Source organism: Streptomyces sp. NBC_00012 (genome assembly GCF_045040875.1).
GTDB lineage: Bacteria > Actinomycetota > Actinomycetes > Streptomycetales > Streptomycetaceae > Streptomyces.
Genome location: NZ_CP108309.1, coordinates 5118493 through 5137393, shown reverse-complemented (window position 1 = coordinate 5137393; position 18901 = coordinate 5118493). Strand labels below are relative to the sequence as shown.

Here is an 18901-nt window from a genome sequence, read left to right as displayed (position 1 = left end):
AAGGGTACGGCGACGCTCAGCGGTCCTTCGGATCGATCAGCCACAGCCCGAGGACGACGAGGAACGACAGGCAGAGGAAGCCGGCACCCCACCAGGCCGTGCCGGTGCTGCCCTCCATCCAGGCGTCGATGATGACGGTCAGCCCCCAGAGCTGTCCGATGACCACCGTCATGGCGAGGGCCAGCCGGGCCGTCAGTTTCGAGGACCGCTCGGGCTCCTGGTCGGTGCCGGCTCCCGGGCCGGGGCCGGTGTGGCGGATCCGGGGGTCGCCGTAGCCGCTGGTGGCCCGGATCTGCGGATAGCGCTCGTGGACGGGCCGGTTGAGCTCGGGGCGAGCACTCCCCGGGTGGTACTCCGGATACTCCGGATACTCCGGATCCGCATGACGCTCCTGGGGCTCCTGCGGCCCTGGGTAGTTCTGAGGTTCCGGGGACTCCTGGGGCTCCTGGTTCCGGGACTGCCTGGACTGCCGGGACTGCCGGGACTGCCGGGACTGCCGGGCGTCGCTCATGTCCGCCTGCCAGGAGTCTCGGCCCCGGCCCCGGCGGTCCCCGGCGGCGCGGCCGCGGGTCCCTCCGCCCCGCCACCGTTGACGGCGGGGCAGCCGATGCGTGAGGCGAGGTCCGGGCGGTCGGCGCGGAACCGGCGGCACAGACCTTGCTCGACGCTCTCGCCCGAGCGCGTCGTGCCGATGGCCCAGATGCTGCCGTCGGCCTGTTCGATGAGCACCACCTTGGGCAGCCCACGGGGCGGCGGGCCGGCGGTGACCTCGCCGGTGCGGGCGTCGAAGACGCCTTCGTGGCAGGGGCAGTACAGCTCCCCCTCGGAACCGCGATCCTTGCGCCAGAGCACGGCACAGGCGAGATGGGTGCAGATCGCGGAGTAGCCGACGAGGGTGCCGTCGTCCAGCCGGACGGCGACCGCCTTGTCCTCCTCGTCCGGGTAGTGGAACGCGAGGGACTCACCGGGCAGCAGCTGAGCGGCGATCCTCTTCGGCGAGGGCGTCTTGCCGTCGTCCGGGTCGCCGTGGCGCGGCAGGATTCCCGCCGCCACGCCGAGACCGCCGACGGCGAGCCCGCCGGAGACGGTCGCCACGATCCGGAGGTAGTCGCGCCGGGTGGTGAGGGAGTCGGCGGCGATCCGGTCGTGCAGGGCTTCGCGCGGATCGCCGGGCGGCTGGTCGGTGACGCTCATCGGCGGACGTCCTTCCCGTTGATCTCGACGACGGGAAGTCCGCCGGGCACCGGCCACTGCATCCGGTCGGCGGGAACGACCATGGCCACGCCGGTGCGTACCTCGCTCCGGCCGAAGGTGAAGGTGTCGGCGACCTGGACACCGGGGCGCTCCGCCTGAAGCTCCTCGACGGTCCCGTAGAACAGCGCTCCGGTCGGGCAGACGGTCGCGCACATGGGGGCGAGGCCGTAGGCGGTGCGGTCGTAGCAGAGGTTGCACTTCATCTGCAGCTTCGCCCGGAGGTCGATCTTCGGTACGCCGAAGGGGCAGGCGTTGACGCAGTTGGCACAACCGATGCAGCGGGTGGTGTCGGCCTGCTGCACCACTCCGTCGGCGGTCACCAGGATCGCGTCGGCGGGACAGACCTCGGCGCACGGGGCGACGGGGTCCTCGCAGTGCATGCAGACGGTGGGGAGGGAGGCCACGGACCGGCCCTCGTCGGTGTAGTCGAGGTGGATCATCGACTTGCCGCGGTGCGAGTCGCATTCCCGGCAGGCGGAGACACAGGCCTGGCAGCCGATGCAGCGCCCCGGGTCGATGAAGATCGTTCTGCCCATCATGGGCTGTCAGCTCCTCTCCGAGGTGCCACGCCCCTGGGGGGCCGTGGGCGGCAGCGGGTCGGTACGGGAGACCTGGGTCTCCGGGTAGCTGACCTGGCCGGGTGCGACAGGCGGCGCGGGAACGTCGTCGATCTTCTCGGCGTGCTCGATGCGGCAGGCGCACACCTTGTACTCGGGGATCTTGGAGCGGGGGTCGAGGGCGTCGATGGTGAGGGCGTTGGCCGCGATGGGGACGGGCCAGTGGTACGGGACGAAGACGGTGTCGGGGCGGATCGCCTCGGTGACCAGTGCGGGGAAGACCTCGCTGCCGCGCCGGGTGACGACGCGGACCGGTTCGCCGTTGCGGAAGCCGTGGGAGGGATGGATCTCGGCCCAGGGGCGCGGGGTCTGTTCCACGAGGGCGCCCAGACGGCGGGTCTGGTTGCCGGAGAGGAAGTGGGCGACGGTGCGCCCGGTGGTGAGCGACATGGGGTACACGTCGTCGTACGGGTCCATCGGCGGGTGCCATTCGACGACCTGCATATGGATCTTGCCGTCGGGGTGGTAGGTCCGGCCGTCCTCGAAGAGCCGAGGGGTGCCGGGGTGGTCGGTGGCGGGGCAGGGCCAGGCGATCCCGCCGGTCTCCTCAAGCCGTTCGTAGGTGATGCCGTAGTAGTCGTTGACGGTGCCGGCGGAGGCGGTCCGCAGTTCGTCGAAGACGGCGCGGGAGTCGGCGAAGGCGAATTTGTCGCCCGCGCCGAGGCGCCTGGCGAGTTCGCACATCACCCAGGTGTCGGTCCGCACCCCGGGCGGCGGGTCCTGGGCCTTGTTGTGCTTGACCACCCGGGCCTCGGCGTTGGCCATCACCCCTTCGTCCTCGGCCCAGGTGGTGACGGGGAAGACGACATGTGCGTTGGCAGCGGTCTCGGAAAGGAAGAAGTCGAATTGGGCGTGGAACTCCGTGGCGTCGTACCCCTCCTTGACCACCCTGTAGTTGGGGAGGGAGACGAAGGGGTTGTTGCAGATGCCGATCAGGCCGCGGATCTCGCGGCGCTGCATCTGCCAGACCATTTCCATCATCGAGGTCCCGGCGGGCGGGAGTTCGGACTCCTCGATGCCCCAGATCTCACAGATCTGCCTGCGGTGCTCCTCGTTCATGATCGAGCGGCCGCCGGGCAGGAGGTCGGCCTTCTGCCCGTGCTCACGGCCGCCCTGTCCGTTGCCCTGGCCGGTGATGGTGCCGTATCCGGCGCCCGGCCTGCCGATGTGGCCGGTGGCGGTGCAGAGGTTGATCACGCTGAGGCAGTTCTCGACGCCCTGCGAGTGGTGCTCGATACCGCGGGCGTGCCAGGCCATGGCCTTGGGCGCGCGGGCGAAGGCGCGGGCGACCTGGGTGATCTGCTCGACGGGGATGCCGCAGATCTCGGCGGCCCGGTACGGCGGGTACTCCGCCACCTTGGCCTTCACCTCCTCCCAGCCGGTGGCGTGGGCGGCGAGATAGGTCTCGTCGGTCAGCCCCTCCTCGATGACCACGTTCAGCACGGAGTTGAAGAACGCCGAATCGGTGCCGGGCTTGAGGGCGACGTGGATGTCGGCCGTGCGGGCGATCGCGGTCTCCCGCGGGTCGACGACGATCAGGCTCGCACCGCGGTCCCGGGCCCCCCACACGTACTGGGTCATCACGGGGAAGCACTCGCCGACGTTGGAGCCCGCGATCAGCAGGCAGTCGGTGAGCAGGATGTCGGAGAAGGGGTTGCCGGCCCGGTCGATGCCGAAGGCGAGTTTGTTGGCGCCCGCGGCGCTGACCATGCAGAGTCGGCCGTTGTAGTCGACGTGCCGGGACTTGAGGGCGACCCGGGCGAACTTTCCGACCAGATAGGTCTTTTCGGAGAAGAGGCTGGCCCCGCCGAGGAGCCCGAAGGCGTCGTTGCCGTAGCTCTGCTGGATGCGCTCGATCTCGGCGACGGTGAAGTCGAGCGCCTCGTCCCAGGAGACCTCGCGGAAGTCCTCGTCACGGGAGCGGCGCAGCAGCGGGGCGGTGAGCCGGTCGGGGTGGTTGACCTGCTGGTACGCGTTGATCCCCTTGGGGCACAGCCGCATCCGGTTGATGTCGTGGTTGCGGGGTTCGACGCCGAAGACCTTGCCGCCGCGGTCGACGCGCAGATGCATCCCGCACTGCACCCCGCAGAAGCAGCAGTGAGTGGGGACGAGCGTCTCGCCGTCCTGGTCGGCGCGCCATCGGTCGGCGGGAATCCCGCCCGCGTCCCGGAAGGCCCGGGTGCCGGGCGAGGCGAGGGAGGGGTCGAGCGGGACGACCGCACGGGGGTCGGCTGCTCGCGGATCCGCGGTCACTTGTAGCCCTTCTTCACCTGGGAGAGATAGGCACTGCCACGCAGCACCCGCTTGCAGCGCGGGCAGTATTCGGCCCACTCGTCGAAGTCGAGGCTGAGGTCGCGCATGGTGCCGCGAAGGTTCTCGACGTAGGGCCCGGTGTCGATGGGCTCCTCGCAGCGGCGGCAGGAGAAGACCTCCTGGTCCTGCTGAGCGGTGTATTTGAACAGCTGCATGCCGACTGCGGCCGGACGCTGGACGATGTGGAAGAACTTCCCGAACGGGATGTAGATGAGGGTGAACACCACCGACACCATGTGGAGAACCGCCAGGAATTCGTATCCGCCGCCGTGCAGGAAGATCGACGAGAAGGTGAGCAGCAGACCGGTCACGGAGATGACGATGAGCGCGATCAGCGGAACCAGGTCGTAGGCGAAGCGCTGGCCGGTGATGGCGCCGCGGTCCTTCATGCGACGCCACAGGAAGTACGAGGCGCCCGGGATGACGAGCACCGCGGCGATGTCCAGGCCGTGGAACATCAGCCAGCCCAGGAAGTCCAGGGAGTCGAATCCGATGATCTTGAAGCCCCAGATACGCATCTCGTAGCCGGGCCCCGAGCCGCTGCCGGAGGTGAAGGTGAACCAGCCCCAGGTCAGCGGGAAGGTGATCAGCGCGGCGAGGATACAGCCCCAGAAGATCAGCTGATGGGCGGCCCAGCGGGCGTGCGAGCGGGCGCCGAGGAATTTCTGGAAGCCCAGATATGTGGCGATCATCCGGGGCAGTGCGGTGGGGGCCTTGCGGAAGTTGGCCGCCGAGAAGAAGCTCCGCCACCCCTGCTTGAACAGCCGCCGGGCACCGGGCGCGGAGACTCAGACCGTGTAGCGGTGGGCGACGCCGAAGGCGAGGAAGACGGTGGCGACGGCGTACGGGAGAAGAGCGGAGTCGAAGTTCACCAGCAGCCGGCTGCCGAGCACGATCGCGAGGATCAGGAGGGCGGAGACGATGACCCCGGCCGCGGTCGCCCGGCCGGTGACGGAGCGGGGCCGGCTGGGCAGCGGGGCACCGGACTCCGGCCCCGCTCCGGCGGCGTCGGCGGGCCTGGTGGAGCCGGGCGCCGTGTCGGAGCCGGCGGAGCCGGTACGTGCGCCGGGGGTGGGCTGCGCGGCTTCGGCGGAGGCTTCTGGCGGCTCGGTCACCCCGTCACCGTAGGGCGGTATCAGATAGCTGGTCCTGATTTGCGACTCGTCCGGGTGAGCCCGATCGCCCATCCGGGGCACACCCCGTTCAGTGTGGCTGTCCCCCGTCTGGTGTGCTGGCTCCCATGCCCGTAATGACGGCTCGCAGCCGCACCGAGGAACATCGCGCCTCGACCCCGTTGGAACTCTTCTTCGACCTGTGTTTCGTCGTCGCCGTGGCCCAGGCGGGCGGACGGCTGGTGCACGCCGTCGCCGAAGGCCACGCCGTCACCGGAATCGGCAGCTACGCGGCCGTCTTCTTCGCGATCTGGTGGGCCTGGGTCAACTTCAGCTGGTTCGCCTCGGCCTACGACACCGACGACCCGCTGTACCGCGTCGTCACGCTCGTCCAGATCACCGGTGTGCTCATCCTGGCCGCCGGAGTGCCGCGTGCCTTCGACGCGGGCGACTGGACGGTCGTCGTCATCGGCTACGTGGTGATGCGGCTCGCGCTGACCAGCCAGTGGCTGCGCGCCGCGCACTGCACCCAGGGAGCCGAGCGGCGCGTCGCGCTGCGGTACGCCGGCGGAATCACGGTGGTGCAACTGGGCTGGATCGCCATGCTGTTCCTGCCCTCCGACCCGCGCCCGGTCCGTGCCGTCGCCTTCGTCGTGCTCGCCCTCGCGGAGATGTCCGTTCCGGCGATCGCCGAGCGCGACCGCTCGACCAGCTGGCATCCGCGCCACATCGGCGAACGGTACGGACTGTTCACGATCATCGTGCTGGGCGAGACGATCGCGGCGGCCACGGTGGCGGTCCAGGAGGCGGTGGACGAGCACGACGCGCTCGGTGAACTGCTGCCGATCGCCGCGGGCGGACTGCTGATCGTCTTCTCCGCCTGGTGGATCTATTTCGCCGTGCCGATCCATGACTACCTGCGCGGCAGCAGGGAAGCGTTCATCTGGGGATACGGGCACTACCTGATCTTCGGTTCCGCGGCCGCCATCGGCGCGGGCATCGAGGTGGCGGTGGAGCACGCCGTGGGCAAGGCACATGTCTCGGACACGGTGGCCGCCGCCGCGGTGACCATTCCCTCCGCGCTCTTCCTGCTGACGGTGTGGGCGCTGCACGCCCGCCACTTCAAGCGTGACCTCGCGGAACAACTGGCCCTGCCCGTGGCCGCGCTGGCCATCCTGGCCTGTACGTTCGCCGGCGGATGGGCCGTGCTGGCGGCCGGCCTGGTGGCTGCCGTGGCCGTGGCCGTGGAGGTGGTGCTGTCCCGGCGCCCAGCCGTGGCCGGGTGAGCGCAACGGACGGACGGAACGGTGGACGGAGCGGCGGACGGCGACGGCTCACTCGGTGAGGGGCCTTCGGGTGAGGAGCCTTCGGCGAGAAGCGCACCGCGAGGAGCCCTCAGGGGCCCGCAGTGAGGAGCACGCAGTGACGGAAGAACCTCGGAAGCCGGCAGGCCCCTCCGCCCCGCCGGAGCCCGAACCATCGCATGCGGCAGGGCCGCTGGACGCGCTGACCGATGTCGCGGGGCTGCGCGTCGGCCACGCGCAGGTTCCGGGCGAGGGCGCGCTGAGCGGCACCACCGTCGTCCTCGCCCCCGAGGGCGGTGCGGTCGCGGCCGTCGACGTACGCGGCGGTGGTCCCGGCACCCGGGAGACGGACGCGCTCGATCCGCGCAACCTGGTGCAGCGCATCGATGCAGTCGTCCTGACGGGCGGCAGCGCCTACGGCCTGGACGCGGCGTCCGGGGTGATGGCCTGGCTGGAGGAGCGGGGGCGCGGGGTGCGGGTCGGCCCCGACCCGGCGCAGGTGGTGCCGGTGGTCCCCGCCGCGTGCGTCTTCGACCTGGGTCGGGGCGGTGACTGGCGGGCCCGGCCCGACGCCTCGACGGGCCGTGCGGCGGTGGAGGACGCGGCGGCCACGGAGCCGGGGGCGCCGGTGGCCGAGGGCAACGTGGGCGCCGGTACGGGAGCGGTCGCCGGGCAGCTCAAGGGCGGCGTGGGCACGGCCAGCCTGCGGCTGCCCTCCGGGATCACGGTGGGCGCGCTCGTCGTGGTGAACGCGGCGGGTTCGGTGACCGATCCGCGTACCGGGGTGCTGTACGGGGAGTACGGCAGCGCCGAACCTCCGGTGCACCCGGCGCCCGAGGTCCTCCGCGCGGCGGAGCAGCGACTCGCCGAGGTGCGCGACGCGAACGCTCGGCCCCCGCTCAACACCACGCTCGCCGTCGTCGCCACGGACGCGGACCTCACCCGCCCCCAGGCGCAGAAGCTCGCGGGGACGGCGCACGACGGACTGGCGCGCGCCGTCCGCCCCGTACATCTGCTCACCGACGGGGACACCGTTTTCGCACTGGCCACCGGCGGCCGGCCGCTGGACCCGCGGAATCCGATCGCGCTCAACGATCTACTGGCGGCCGGTGCGGATGTGCTCGCACGTGCCATCGTGAAGGCCGTACGCGCAGCTCGGAGCGTCGACGGCCGCCCCGGTGCCGGCTGCTACCCCGCGTACTGCGATCTCTACGGCATACCGCCGCGCTCCTCACAGTCGTCGGCGGGCAGCACCCCGGAGCCCGACTCGCCCGCCGGGTAAGGAAGTTCGGACGAACCGGCAGGAACCATCAGCGTGTGCCATACGTTTTCCTGAACCCCGGTCACGATGTCGGACCCAGGGACTACGTTAAGCACGCAGCAAGTAACACGCGGCAACGGCCTGGAGACAGCACCTTGAGCGATCCGTACGAGACAACCGAGCAGCACCTCGAGCGACTCCTGCGACGGGCACTCAACTCTTTCGACCTGCCCGACAGCACGGTCGAGAGACTCGGTACCGCGCTCGCCCACAGCAGTTCCCTGCACTCCTCGCACCACAGTTCCGTACTCCACCGCGAGACCTACCGGCACACGTATCTGCTGTCCGACGGCACCGCTCTGTCCCTGTGGGAGCTGGTGCACGGAGGTCCGCGGAGCGCGACGGGCCCGCAGTCCCGTACGGAGCCCGACCTCAGGCACCACGAGCTGTACGACGACGAGGCCGACGCCCATGTCGCCGCCGCCAGGCTGACCGGCAGTTTCGGTGAGGTCCCGGTGTTCGGGGACGACGGGCCGCAGGCCGGGCTGGAGATACTCACGGTCCTGATGGCGGCTCCCCCGGCCCCGCTGCCCCGGATGTACGCCCCGGACAACTCCGCCGACCACGCCCGCCGCGTCCTGCGCCGCGCGGAGAACAGCGACGGTCCCGGCGAGGAGACCGCCCGTCTGCTGCGCGCCGCATTCGCCCACCACATCACCCAGGTCTTCGGCCGGCAGTGCCGGGTGGACGGACGGGACGCCGGATTCACCCTGTACGAACATGCCTTCCTGCTCCTCGACGGCAGCGAGACGAGCCTGTGGGAGGTCGAGCACACGGCCACGCCGGACGGCCGCCACATGTGCGAGGTCTACGGCGACGAGGAGACCGCACGCGGGGCCATGGAGAGCCGCACACGCATCTGCTGACCCCCGGGCCCGGACATGGAGATGGAGATGACACGCAGGTGCCCGCACCCCGAGGGGTGCGGGCACCTGCGTTACTTCTCCCGGACAGAGGTCTGCCGGACAGGGGGCGGTCAGGGCGTCAGAGCGGGCTTCTTCGCAACGTCCGAACCACCCGCGCCGCCCATGCCACCCGCGGCCGCATCCGCAACACCGGCCGCGGCCTCGGCACCGGCCTCGTCGCCGCCCTCCTCCTGACGCTGCGGCCGCGCGGGCAGCGCGAACATCACCAGGAAGATCACCGCGAGCACCCCCGCCACCCACCACAGCGAGTGCCGGAACGCCTCCGCGAACGCCGGGCCCACCTGCGGCGGCGCGAGCCGGTCGCTGATCGAGCCGAAGAAGACGACCGCGACCAGCCCGAGCCCGAGCGCGTTCCCCATCTGCTGCACGGTGTTGATCAGCCCGGAGGCCGAGCCCGAGTGCTCCTTCGGCACCTCGGAGAGCACCATGTCCGTCAGCGGCGCCACGATCAGACCCATGCCGAGGCCCATGACCACCAGCGGCAGGATCATCTGCCAGGACGTGATGCCCATGCCGTACCGGTCGGACTCCCAGATGTAGATCAGCAGTCCGGCGATCATCAGCAGCGCACCGGCCTGGAGAACCTTGCGCCCGAATCGGGGCACCAGCTTCTGTACGGAGATCCCGGCGGCCAACGAGACGGCGACCGAGAACGGCACACCGGTCGTTCCGGCCCGCAGCGCGCTCCAGCCAAGGCCCAGCTGCATGTAGAGCGTCCAGACCAGGAAGAAGATGCCGAGCCCGATGCCGAAGGTCAGCTGCACCGCGATGCCCGCCGCGAAGCTCTTGACCCGGAACAACGACAGCTCGACCAACGGCGAGCCGTCCTTGCGCGCCTTCGCCCGCTCGAACAGCACCAGGGCCAGGAACACCAGCAGGCTGCCGGCCATCGACACGTAGCCCCACACCGGCCAGCCCAGCTCGCGCCCACGGGTCAGCGGGTAGATCAGCATCAGCATCCCCAGCGTCACCAGGACAACGCCGATCAGGTCGAGCCGGAGCGCCTTCGGGGCCTTGGACTCGCTGATGAACTTCCGCCCGAGAAGCAGGCCCGCGATGCCGACCGGCAGGTTGATCAGGAAGATCGGCCGCCATTCGAGACCTGCGATGTTCCACTCGGTGAGCAGCGCGCCCAGCAGCGGACCCGAGACGGCACCGAGGCCGACGATCGCACCGAAGAGGCCGAAGACCTTGCCGCGCTCGTGGGCCGGGAAGGTGGCGTGCACGATCGACAGCACCTGCGGAACCATCAGCGCGGCGGTGCCGCCCTGGAGGATGCGGGAGGCGACCAGCATCTCCGGGTTCACGGCGAAGCCGCAGAGCGCGGAGGCCAGGGTGAAGCCGCCGATGCCGATGAGGAACAGCCGCTTGCGGCCGTAGATGTCGCCCAGCCGGCCGCCGGTGATCAGACCGGCCGCGAAGGCCAGGGCGTAACCGGCGGTGATCCACTGGATCGAGCTGAACGAGGCGCCGGTGTCCTCCTGGATGCTCGGGATGGCGATGTTGACGATCGTGACGTCGACCAGGTCCATGAAGGCCGCGGTCATGACGATGGCGAGTGCGAACCAGCGCCGCCGGTCCGACGGGTCCGAGGACACCGTGGGCCCGGATGCCGTGGACGATCGAGGTGCGGAAGAAGTCATATGAAGAAACTAAACAGTCATTAGGTCAGGTCATGACCCAATGGCCGATCATCCTGGTGAGACGACCGACACCCCGGCACGACCGGAACCGGACCGAAGCGCGACCCCGGCACAACCGCCACCATCACCACCACCGCCACCCGACCGAAGCACGAGCCCCGGAGGACGACCGGCACCCGCAAGATGACCGGCACCCGGCAGGGGACCGGCATCCAGGCAGAAGGCTGAGCCCATGACCGACACCCCGGCAAGACTGCTGAATCTGCTGTCGCTCCTCCAGACGCCCCGCGAGTGGCCGGGCAGCGAACTCGCCGAGCGGCTCGACGTCAGCCCGCGCACCATCCGCCGGGACATCGACCGGCTCCGCGAGCTCGGCTATCCGGTCGAGGCCTCGCGCGGGTCCATCGGCGGCTACCGGCTCGTCGCGGGCACCGCGATGCCGCCGCTGCTCCTCGACGACGAGGAGGCGGTGGCCATCGCGGTGGGCCTGCGGGCGGGGGCCGGGCACGCCATCGAGGGGGTGGACGAGGCGTCCGTACGCGCTCTGGCGAAGCTGGAGCAGGTACTCCCGTCCCGGCTGCGGCACCGGGTCTCCACGCTGCAGAACGCGACGATGCCGCTGACCCGGGGCGACGGCTCGACCATCGACCCGCGGACGCTGACCGTGATGGCGTCGGCGGTCACCGGCCAGGAGCGGCTGCGGTTCGCGTACCGGGCGGGCGACGGCGCCGAGTCGAAGCGGGAGGCCGAGCCGTACCGGCTGGTGAGCACGGGGTGGCGCTGGTATCTCGTCGCGTACGACCTGGGGCGCGAGGACTGGCGTACGTTCCGGGTCGACCGGGTGAGCGAGCCGTTCGCGACCGGGGCCCGGTTCACCCCGCGTGCGCTGCCCACGGGGGATGCGGCGAGGTTCCTCGCCGGTTCCATCGCCCGTCGGCAGCCGGAGCTGGCGGTCGACGTGAGCTTCGCGGCCCCGGTGGATTTCGTGTCCGCACGGCTGCCGGCCGCGATCGGCCCGTTGGAGCGGACCGGCGAGAACAGCTGCCGGCTTCGGGCGATGCTCGCGGACTCGCTGGAGTGGGTGGCGCTCCGGCTGGCGCTGGTCGACTGCGACTTCACCGCGCACGGCCCGCCGCAGCTGGTGGAGTACCTGGGCGATCTGGGCGCCCGCCTGGCCCGCGCCGCGTCCCGCTGATCCCGGGCCCGTCCGGCCCGCGCGACGTCCCGCTGATCCCGGGGCAGGGCGCCCTCGCCGCACCGCGGAACGACCGGCCCCTCCTTCCCGGACACAGCACCAGGAAGCGCCACCGGGGCAAGGGGGACACACCACCAGGACGCGCCACCGGGGCAAAAGAATGAGCCCCGGCGCCAGGGGGGGGTGGGCGCCGGGACTCAGCTCAGGGGGTCACGCGAAGCGACCTATTTCGGAGGTTACTGGACGAAGGCTCACGCCGCAGCGTCAAAACCCGTGTCGTGGGCCATTCGCTTCAGTTCCAGCAGTGCGTGCTTCTCGATCTGCCGGATCCGCTCGCGGGTGAGACCGTGCTGCTTGCCGACCTCGGTGAGGGTCCGCTCGCGGCCGTCCTCGATGCCGTACCTCATCCGGATGATGGATGCGGTGCGGTTGTCGAGCTTGCCGATCAGGTCCTCCAGCTCCTCGCTGCGCAGCAGTGTCATCACCGACTGCTCGGGCGACACCGCGGAGGTGTCCTCCAGCAGATCGCCGAACTGGGTCTCGCCCTCGTCGTCGACGGACATGTTGAGGCTGACCGGGTCACGGGCCCAGTCCAGCACGTCGCCCACGCGCTCCGGCGTGGAGTCCAGCTCGGCCGCTATCTCCGCGTGCTCCGGCTCGCGGCCGTGCTCACGGTTGAATTCGCGTTGCACCCGGCGAATCCGGCCGAGCTCCTCCACCAGGTGGACGGGGAGCCGGATCGTGCGGGACTGGTCGGCTATGGAGCGGGTGATGGCCTGACGGATCCACCACGTCGCGTACGTGGAGAACTTGAAGCCCTTGGCGTAGTCGAACTTCTCGACCGCGCGCACCAGGCCCGCGTTGCCCTCCTGGATCAGGTCGAGCAGGGGCAGCCCGGCCCGCGGATAGCGGCGGGCGACGGCAACGACGAGCCGGAGGTTGGAGCGGATGAACACATCCTTGGCGCGCTCGCCCTCGGCGACCAGCGCCTCCAGCTCCTCGCGCGTGGCTCCACCGGCCTCGCTGTCCGCCGTGCCGTCGAGTATCTGCCGGGCGTAGACGCCCGCCTCGACGATCTGCGACAGCTCGACTTCCTTTGCGGCGTCGAGCAGCGGCGTACGCGCGATCTCGTCCAGGTACATGCCGACCAGGTCGCGATCGGCGATCTCCCCGCCCGCGGCGCGAACGCTGCTTGCCCGGCTGGTCCCACCAGTGGTGGACGAACGACGGGCGACGGCACGGGTTGCCATGCGTGCTCCCTTGCTGAGTAGGTCGCGACACCCTTCCGGGTGCCCTGCATCCGATGGAAACAACGACTGGAATCCGGACAGAATTCCCACGCATGGCATTCACTTTCGTGATCATGCAGTACCCTGTGCCGCCACGAGGGGGTGCGCATGCCGGAGAGCCGGACAGAAGTGCAGGTCAGGCCAGGCATCGAGGGCGATCTGGTAGCACTCACGGACATCTACAACCATTACGTGCGTGAGACCGCGCTCACATTCGACACGACCCCCTTCACCCCCGAACAGCGGTTGCCGTGGCTGCGTTCCCATCCTGAAGACGGCCCGCACCGTCTTCAGGTTGCTCAGGATGTCCGGGTTGTCGGCCCCGCTTCGGTCCTGGGATACGCCACCAGCAGCGCTTTCCGCCCCAAGGCGGCGTACGCGACCTCGGTCGAGGTGAGCGTGTACTGCGCCCCGTGGGCCACCGGTCGCGGCATCGGCACACTCCTCTACACGGCCTTGTTCGAGGCGCTCGCCGGTGCGGACGTGCACCGCGCGTACGCGGGCGTGACCCAGCCGAACGACGCCTCCGTCCGGCTGCACGAGCGCTTCGGTTTCCGCCATGTCGGTACGTACGTCGAAGTGGGCCGGAAGTTCGGCACGTACTGGGACGTGGCCTGGTACGAGAAGCGGCTCGGGCCACAGCCCTAGGTCCCGGCCCCTCCCGGTCTGGTTCCCCGGCCCGTTACGCAGCACCGGCCCCGCACCTAGCGTCGTACCGCATGGACGACACGACGAACACGGGCGGCGTGACAGACGCGGCCGGAGACGCGACGAACACGAGCGACACAACAGACGCGACGAACACGGGCGGCACAACAAGCACGAGCGACGCGACGAACACGGGCGGCACGGCAACCGCGGACGACACCACCGGCACGCTCGACGAGGCACTGGAGCGCCTCCACGCCTCGGGCCCCGAGCGCAACGGCTGGCTGAGCAATCACGGCCCGATGGCCGTCGAGGCGCTCGTCCGGCACGGCCAGGCACCGGCCGTCCACCGCTGGCTCGACCACTACAGCCACAAGCTGGAGGACATGCCGGACACCGCGACCCGGGTGACGGCGGAGAACTGGCGCGAGGCCCTCGGCGACCCGCGCCGGATCGCCGACTGGACGACGTACTTCGAGCGGGAGACGGCCGAGCGCCCCTGGCGGGACGTGCTCACCGAGTGGTGGCCGCGACTGCTCCCCGGCATCGCGGCGGGCGCCACCCACCCCGTGATCCGGGTCGGCCACTCCGTACGCACCCTGCTCACCGGCGAGGCGACCGCGCCCCGGATCGCCGAGCTCGCCCACGGCCTCGGCTACTGGGCCGCACGCCACCAGCCGCTGCCCGCCCTGGCCCCGCTCGCGCCCGCGCCCACCGCCGCGGCCGCGCTGGACGCCGTAGCGCCGGTGCCCGAGCAGAACGGCGGCATCCGGGACCGGCTGGCGCAGCTCACCGCGTTCCCGGTGTGGCCGCAGCGGTTCACCGACGACCCGGAAGAGGCGCGGGACCGGCTGGCGGAGCTGGTGCGGGCCGCGACCCACCGGTACGCCACACACGGGCACGGCGAACCGATCATGCTGGTGCACGCCGCGACCGCACCCAACGCCGTGCTGCGCGCCCTGCCCGCGCTCCCCCGCGCGCTGTGGGTGCCGAGCCTGGGGGCAGCGTGGGCGGCGAGCGCCGCGGTCACCGCCGCGTACAGCCCGGCCGAGGCCGCTCCGTACGCCCCGGCGGGCGCGTCCGCCGACGAGCTGTTCGCGCGGGCGGCGGCGCACGGCGACGACCACACCATCAAGTTCACCGACACCGCGCTGGACATCGGCGACGGAACGGCCCTCGCCGCCGCACTGCGCTCGATCGAACTGAACCCGCCGGTGCTGTGACCGGGGCCGGAACGGGGACCGGGCTCAGCCGAACTGCACCGACCGCTTCGCCAGTCCCATCCAGAACCCGTCGATGACGCTGCGTCCCCGGTCCAGCTCGCCCTCCGAGGCGCCGAGCGTCACGAAGAGCGGCGCGAAGTGCTCGGTGCGCGGGTGGGCCAGCCGGCCGGCCGGGGACTTGTTCTCGAAGTCCAGCAGCGCGTCGATGTCCTGCGCCTGGAGCGCCCGGCTCCCCCAGTCGTCGAACTCCGCCGACCAGCCGGGTACGCCGCCCGCATGCCGCAGGGCGGCCAGGTTGTGGGTGAAGAAGCCGCTGCCGACGATCAGGACGCCCTCGTCGCGCAGCGGCGCGAGCTTGCGCCCGATGTCCATGAGCTTCTGCGGGTCCAGCGTCGGCATGGAGATCTGGAGTACGGGGATGTCCGCGCCCGGGAACATCTCCACGAGCGGGACGTACGCCCCGTGGTCGAGCCCGCGGTCCGGGATGTCCTGGACCGGCGTACCGGCGCCGCGCAGCAGCTTGCGCACGTTCTCCGCCAGCTCCGGGGCGCCCGGGGCGGCGTACTGCACCCGGTAGTAGTGCTCGGGGAAGCCCCAGAAGTCGTAGACGAGCGGGACCGGCTCCGTGGCCCCGAGGGCCAGCGGGGCCTCCTCCCAGTGCGCGGAGACCATCAGGATCGCGCGGGGGCGGGGCAGCCCGGCGGACCAGGCGGCCAGCTCGCCGGGCCAGACCGGATCGTCGGCCAGCGGCGGGGCACCGTGGGAAAGGTAGAGGGCGGGCATGCGCTCCGCGGTGACTGTCATGGCACTCCCCATCCGCTGCTGATCCGGGTAAGTCTTCAGGTAAGTCTTCTACAGGCGTCTTTTTGAGAAGGAAGGGTTCTTTAATTTTCAAGCTTCCTTCCTCCGGAGACCTTAGCTCTATCTAGTTCAACTTTCAAGAAAAGGTCGTACAGTGGAGTACATGACCACGGCATCCACCGGCGAGCCGCACTGGCTCTCCGACGAAGAGCAGGGCGTCTGGCGCGCGTATCTCCACGCCACCACGCTCATGGAGGACCACCTCGACCGCCAGTTGCAGCGCGATGCCGGCATGCCGCACATCTACTACGGTCTGCTCGTCCAGCTCTCCCAGGCCCCCCGCCGCCGGAAGCGGATGACGGAACTGGCCAAGGACGCCAAGATCACCCGCTCGCGGCTCTCGCACGCCGTCGCACGGCTGGAGAAGAGCGGGTGGGTGCGCCGCGAGGACTGCCCGTCCGACAAGCGCGGCCAGAACGCCGTCCTCACCGACGACGGCTTCGAGATGCTGCGCCGGTGCGCGCCGGGCCACGTCGACGCCGTGCGCCACGCGATGTTCGACCGGCTCACCCCCGAGCAGGTGCGCTCGCTGGGCGAGATCATGCAGGTCGTCGCCACCGGACTGCAGCCCGAGGGCACGGACGCGGACCTGCCCTGGCTGCGCTGAGCCACCCGCGTACCGACGTGGCTGTGCCCCGGTTTCCGCCGAACGGAAACCGGGGCACAGCCATGTCACGCGTCACGCGTCACACCCCACGCGCCACGCGCAGGCGCTCAGTGGGCGACGACCGGGATCTTGAACTCGTCCTCGACTCCGTCGGAGTCACCCGAACCGGAGCTTCCGGTCGCCGGGCCCGCCGAAGGCCGGCCGGCGTTGATGAAGGTCACCGCGATCGCGGAGGCCGCCACCAGGATGCCGACCGCCCACCAGATGGCACCGGTGAAGCCGTGCACCATCGACTGGAGCTTCAGCAGCTCCGGGTCGGTGGCGCCGAGCGCGGCGTGCGAGGTGGCGTACGCCGTCGCGGCCGAGGCAGCGATGGTGTTCAGCAGCGCCGTGCCGATCGCACCGCCCACCTGCTGCGAGGTGTTGACCATCGCGGACGCGACGCCCGAGTCCCTGGGCTCGACACCGTGCGTGGCCAGCGACATGGCCGGCATGAACGCCGTACCCATGCCCAGCCCCAGCAGCAGCTGGCCGGGCAGGATGACGCCGGCGTACGAGGAGCCGACCTCCAGCTGCGTCAGCAGCAGCATGCCGACGGCGGCGGTCAGGAAACCGGGGCCCATGAGCTTGCGCGCCGGGACCCGGGTCATCAGCCGGGCACCGATCTGCGTCGAGCCGGTGATCATGCCCGCGATCATCGGGAGGAAGGCGAAGCCGGTCCTGATCGGCGAGTAGCCCTTCACGACCTGGAGGTAGTACGTGAGGAAGAGGAACAGCCCGAACATCGCGATGACGGCCAGACCCAGCGAGAGGTAGACACCACCACGGTTGCGGTCCAGCAGGACGCGCAGCGGCAGCAGCGGCGACTTGACCCTGGACTCGGTCAGGACGAAGGAGAACAGCAGCACGGCGGACGCCACGAACATGCCGATGGTCAGCCCGTCCGACCAGCCCGCGGACTCGGCGCGGGTGAACCCGTACACCAGCGAGACCAGACCCAGCGCGGACAGGACGACGCCCGGGATGTCGAGCGAGGAGCGGTTGCGGCTGCCGGCCGGCTCACGGATCACGAAGTACGCGCCCGCGGCCGCGATGACGGCGAACGGGATGTTGACGAAGAACGTCCAACGCCAGTTCAGCGCCTGGGTCAGGAAACCACCGAGGATCAGCCCGACGGCGCCGCCACCACCGGCGATCGCACCGTAGATGCCGAACGCCTTGGCGCGCTCCTTGGCATCGGTGAACATCACGGCGAGCAGCGACAGGGCCGCCGGCGCGAGCAGCGCGCCGAAGACGCCCTGGAGCGCGCGGGAGCCGAAGAGCATGCCCTGGTTCTGCGCCGCGCCACCGAGCGCGGAGGCCAGCGCGAAGCCGATCAGGCCGACGACAAAGGTCCGCTTACGGCCCCAGAGGTCGGCGATCCGGCCGCCGAAGAGAAGCAGCCCGCCGAAGGCGAGGGCGTACGCGGTGATGACCCACTGCTTGTTGGCATCGGATATGCCCAGGGCCGTCTGGGCGTGCGGCAGCGCGATGTTCACGATCGTGGCGTCGAGCACGACCATCAGCTGCGCGAGGGCGATGAACGCCAGCGCTTTCCAGCGACTGGGGTCCGGGAGTCGGATATCGGCTGTTTTTGACATGGGGGTACCCACCTAAGAACGTGCACGCGCACGCATGCACGCGAAGAGTCGTGAACCGGGAGAAAACGCCGGAGAAAGGCCGGACGGTGAACAGGCGGACGGTGAGAGCGCCGGTGGCGACAGGGCCGGTGGCGAAACGAATGGTGGTGAAGGGAATGGTCAAGGCGTGGCGGACACGCCACCGGGCTCCTGGCTCAGCAGCCCGGCGCGGGTGTCACGGCCGGCGCCGCAGATCCTCCAGGGTCGCCGCCGTTCCGGGCAGTTCGGACCGGCCCGGGGCCTGCAGTCCGTCCAGGAACAGCTGTAGATGACGGTGGGTGAACCGGTCGATGCCCGGGCAGCCGATGCCGGGCAGCGGACGGGTGAGCTGGGAGAGGGCGACGATCACGTCACCGACGGCGATGTCGGTGCGCAGCCGCCCCGCGGACATGGCCCGCGACACGAGCCCGTCGACGGCCTCTTCGAGGCGCCGGCGCTCGGCGAGCAGTTCGGGATGGTCCTTGTCGAAGCCGCCGGACAGCATCGGGCACAGCGCCCCGATCCGCTCGTCGGCCGCCGCGTGCACGAAGCGGCTGAGCGCGGCGAAGGCGTCGGCCTCCTCGGCCGCCGCCTCCTCCGCGCGGTCGATGGTCCGGGAGGTGACCGCGAGCACGACCTCGTGCACCAGCGCGGCCCGGTCGGGGAAGTTCCGGTAGAGGGTGGCGTTGCCGACGCCGGCACGCCTGGCGACCTCGTCGAGCGGCACATCGGGCCCGAACTCGACGAACATCTCGCGCGCGGCCGTCACGATCCGCTCCCGGTTGCGCAGCGCATCGGCCCGCGGACGAGGTTTCCGGGACTGCGTCGCTCCGGCGACAGCGCGGCTGACGGTCTCCACGGCCACGGCCCCCTTCTCCTTCTGCTCTTCCACCGCTCCCGCGGTGACGGCCGGTCGGCCGCCGTTCTTCA

The 18901-nt window shown here is 70.6% G+C and carries 16 protein-coding genes and 1 pseudogene; 7 read left to right on the top strand and 10 right to left on the bottom strand.

The annotated features are described in order from the left end of the window. Positions 1-16 precede the first annotated feature (16 nt). The 5 genes and pseudogenes from OHA19_RS23680 to OHA19_RS23660 form a co-directional block, all read right to left on the bottom strand. On the bottom strand, positions 17-511 hold the full coding sequence (locus OHA19_RS23680) for a hypothetical protein (protein WP_405751442.1): 495 nt from the start codon (positions 509-511) through the stop codon (positions 17-19). Then, on the bottom strand, positions 508-1194 hold the full coding sequence (locus OHA19_RS23675) for a ubiquinol-cytochrome c reductase iron-sulfur subunit (protein ID WP_405713564.1): 687 nt from the start codon (positions 1192-1194) through the stop codon (positions 508-510). The genes OHA19_RS23680 and OHA19_RS23675 overlap by 4 nt, the downstream gene beginning before the upstream one ends. Next, positions 1191-1793 carry a 4Fe-4S dicluster domain-containing protein gene (locus tag OHA19_RS23670; RefSeq protein WP_405713566.1) on the bottom strand — a complete coding sequence of 201 codons (603 nt, stop codon included), beginning with the start codon at positions 1791-1793 and terminating at the stop codon, positions 1191-1193. Before OHA19_RS23670 ends, OHA19_RS23675 begins: the two co-directional genes overlap by 4 nt. A gap of 6 nt (positions 1794-1799) precedes the next feature. Then, positions 1800-4124 (bottom strand): molybdopterin oxidoreductase family protein, encoded by a 2325-nt coding sequence (locus OHA19_RS23665; protein ID WP_405751440.1) that lies wholly within the window; start codon positions 4122-4124, stop codon positions 1800-1802. Beyond that, positions 4121-5299, bottom strand: a pseudogene (locus OHA19_RS23660) (MFS transporter). The gene OHA19_RS23665 and the pseudogene OHA19_RS23660 overlap by 4 nt, the downstream one beginning before the upstream one ends. Before the next feature lie 134 nt (positions 5300-5433). Here OHA19_RS23660 and OHA19_RS23655 point away from each other — a divergent pair. From OHA19_RS23655 to OHA19_RS23645, 3 genes are all read left to right on the top strand, one after another. Next, a complete protein-coding gene (locus OHA19_RS23655; RefSeq protein WP_405751438.1) occupies positions 5434-6582 on the top strand; it encodes a low temperature requirement protein A in 1149 nt (382 codons plus the stop codon). A 211-nt stretch (positions 6583-6793) separates the two neighbouring features. Next, on the top strand, positions 6794-7882 hold the full coding sequence (locus tag OHA19_RS23650; protein WP_405721560.1) for a P1 family peptidase: 1089 nt from the start codon (positions 6794-6796) through the stop codon (positions 7880-7882). 134 nt (positions 7883-8016) lie between these two features. Next, the gene (locus OHA19_RS23645; RefSeq protein ID WP_405713574.1) at positions 8017-8787 is read left to right on the top strand and encodes a DUF6227 family protein; all 771 of its coding nucleotides are present in this window, start codon (positions 8017-8019) and stop codon (positions 8785-8787) included. A 110-nt stretch (positions 8788-8897) separates the two neighbouring features. On the opposite strand, the gene OHA19_RS23640 is transcribed toward OHA19_RS23645, so the two are convergent. Then, positions 8898-10490, bottom strand: coding sequence for an MFS transporter (locus tag OHA19_RS23640; protein ID WP_405751435.1), 1593 nt, complete (start codon positions 10488-10490; stop codon positions 8898-8900). Between the two features lie 232 nt (positions 10491-10722). On the opposite strand from OHA19_RS23640, the gene OHA19_RS23635 reads away from it, so the two are divergent. After that, positions 10723-11685, top strand: coding sequence for a helix-turn-helix transcriptional regulator (locus OHA19_RS23635; RefSeq protein WP_405713577.1), 963 nt, complete (start codon positions 10723-10725; stop codon positions 11683-11685). A 251-nt stretch (positions 11686-11936) separates the two neighbouring features. Here the strand turns inward: OHA19_RS23635 and OHA19_RS23630 are convergent, their stop codons facing one another. Beyond that, complete coding sequence (locus tag OHA19_RS23630) at positions 11937-12935, bottom strand: sigma-70 family RNA polymerase sigma factor (RefSeq protein ID WP_351253022.1); 999 nt, start codon at positions 12933-12935, stop codon at positions 11937-11939. Between the two features lie 147 nt (positions 12936-13082). Between OHA19_RS23630 and OHA19_RS23625 the strand changes: the two genes are divergently transcribed. Further along, the gene (locus OHA19_RS23625) at positions 13083-13622 is read left to right on the top strand and encodes a GNAT family N-acetyltransferase (RefSeq protein WP_405713579.1); all 540 of its coding nucleotides are present in this window, start codon (positions 13083-13085) and stop codon (positions 13620-13622) included. Positions 13623-13693: 71 nt separating this feature from the next. Then, complete coding sequence (locus OHA19_RS23620) at positions 13694-14845, top strand: questin oxidase family protein (protein ID WP_405713581.1); 1152 nt, start codon at positions 13694-13696, stop codon at positions 14843-14845. 24 nt (positions 14846-14869) lie between these two features. On the opposite strand, the gene OHA19_RS23615 is transcribed toward OHA19_RS23620, so the two are convergent. Then, positions 14870-15649 carry a dioxygenase gene (locus OHA19_RS23615; protein ID WP_405713583.1) on the bottom strand — a complete coding sequence of 260 codons (780 nt, stop codon included), beginning with the start codon at positions 15647-15649 and terminating at the stop codon, positions 14870-14872. 151 nt (positions 15650-15800) lie between these two features. Between OHA19_RS23615 and OHA19_RS23610 the strand changes: the two genes are divergently transcribed. Continuing rightward, entirely contained in the window at positions 15801-16313 is a 513-nt protein-coding gene (locus OHA19_RS23610; protein WP_405713585.1) for a MarR family winged helix-turn-helix transcriptional regulator, read from the top strand. Positions 16314-16420: 107 nt separating this feature from the next. On the opposite strand, the gene OHA19_RS23605 is transcribed toward OHA19_RS23610, so the two are convergent. Together OHA19_RS23605 and OHA19_RS23600 are read right to left on the bottom strand one after the other, a co-directional pair. Then, positions 16421-17953 (bottom strand): MFS transporter, encoded by a 1533-nt coding sequence (locus OHA19_RS23605; RefSeq protein ID WP_405713587.1) that lies wholly within the window; start codon positions 17951-17953, stop codon positions 16421-16423. A gap of 214 nt (positions 17954-18167) precedes the next feature. Then, complete coding sequence (locus OHA19_RS23600; protein ID WP_405721563.1) at positions 18168-18830, bottom strand: TetR/AcrR family transcriptional regulator; 663 nt, start codon at positions 18828-18830, stop codon at positions 18168-18170. Between the last annotated feature and the right edge of the window lie 71 nt (positions 18831-18901).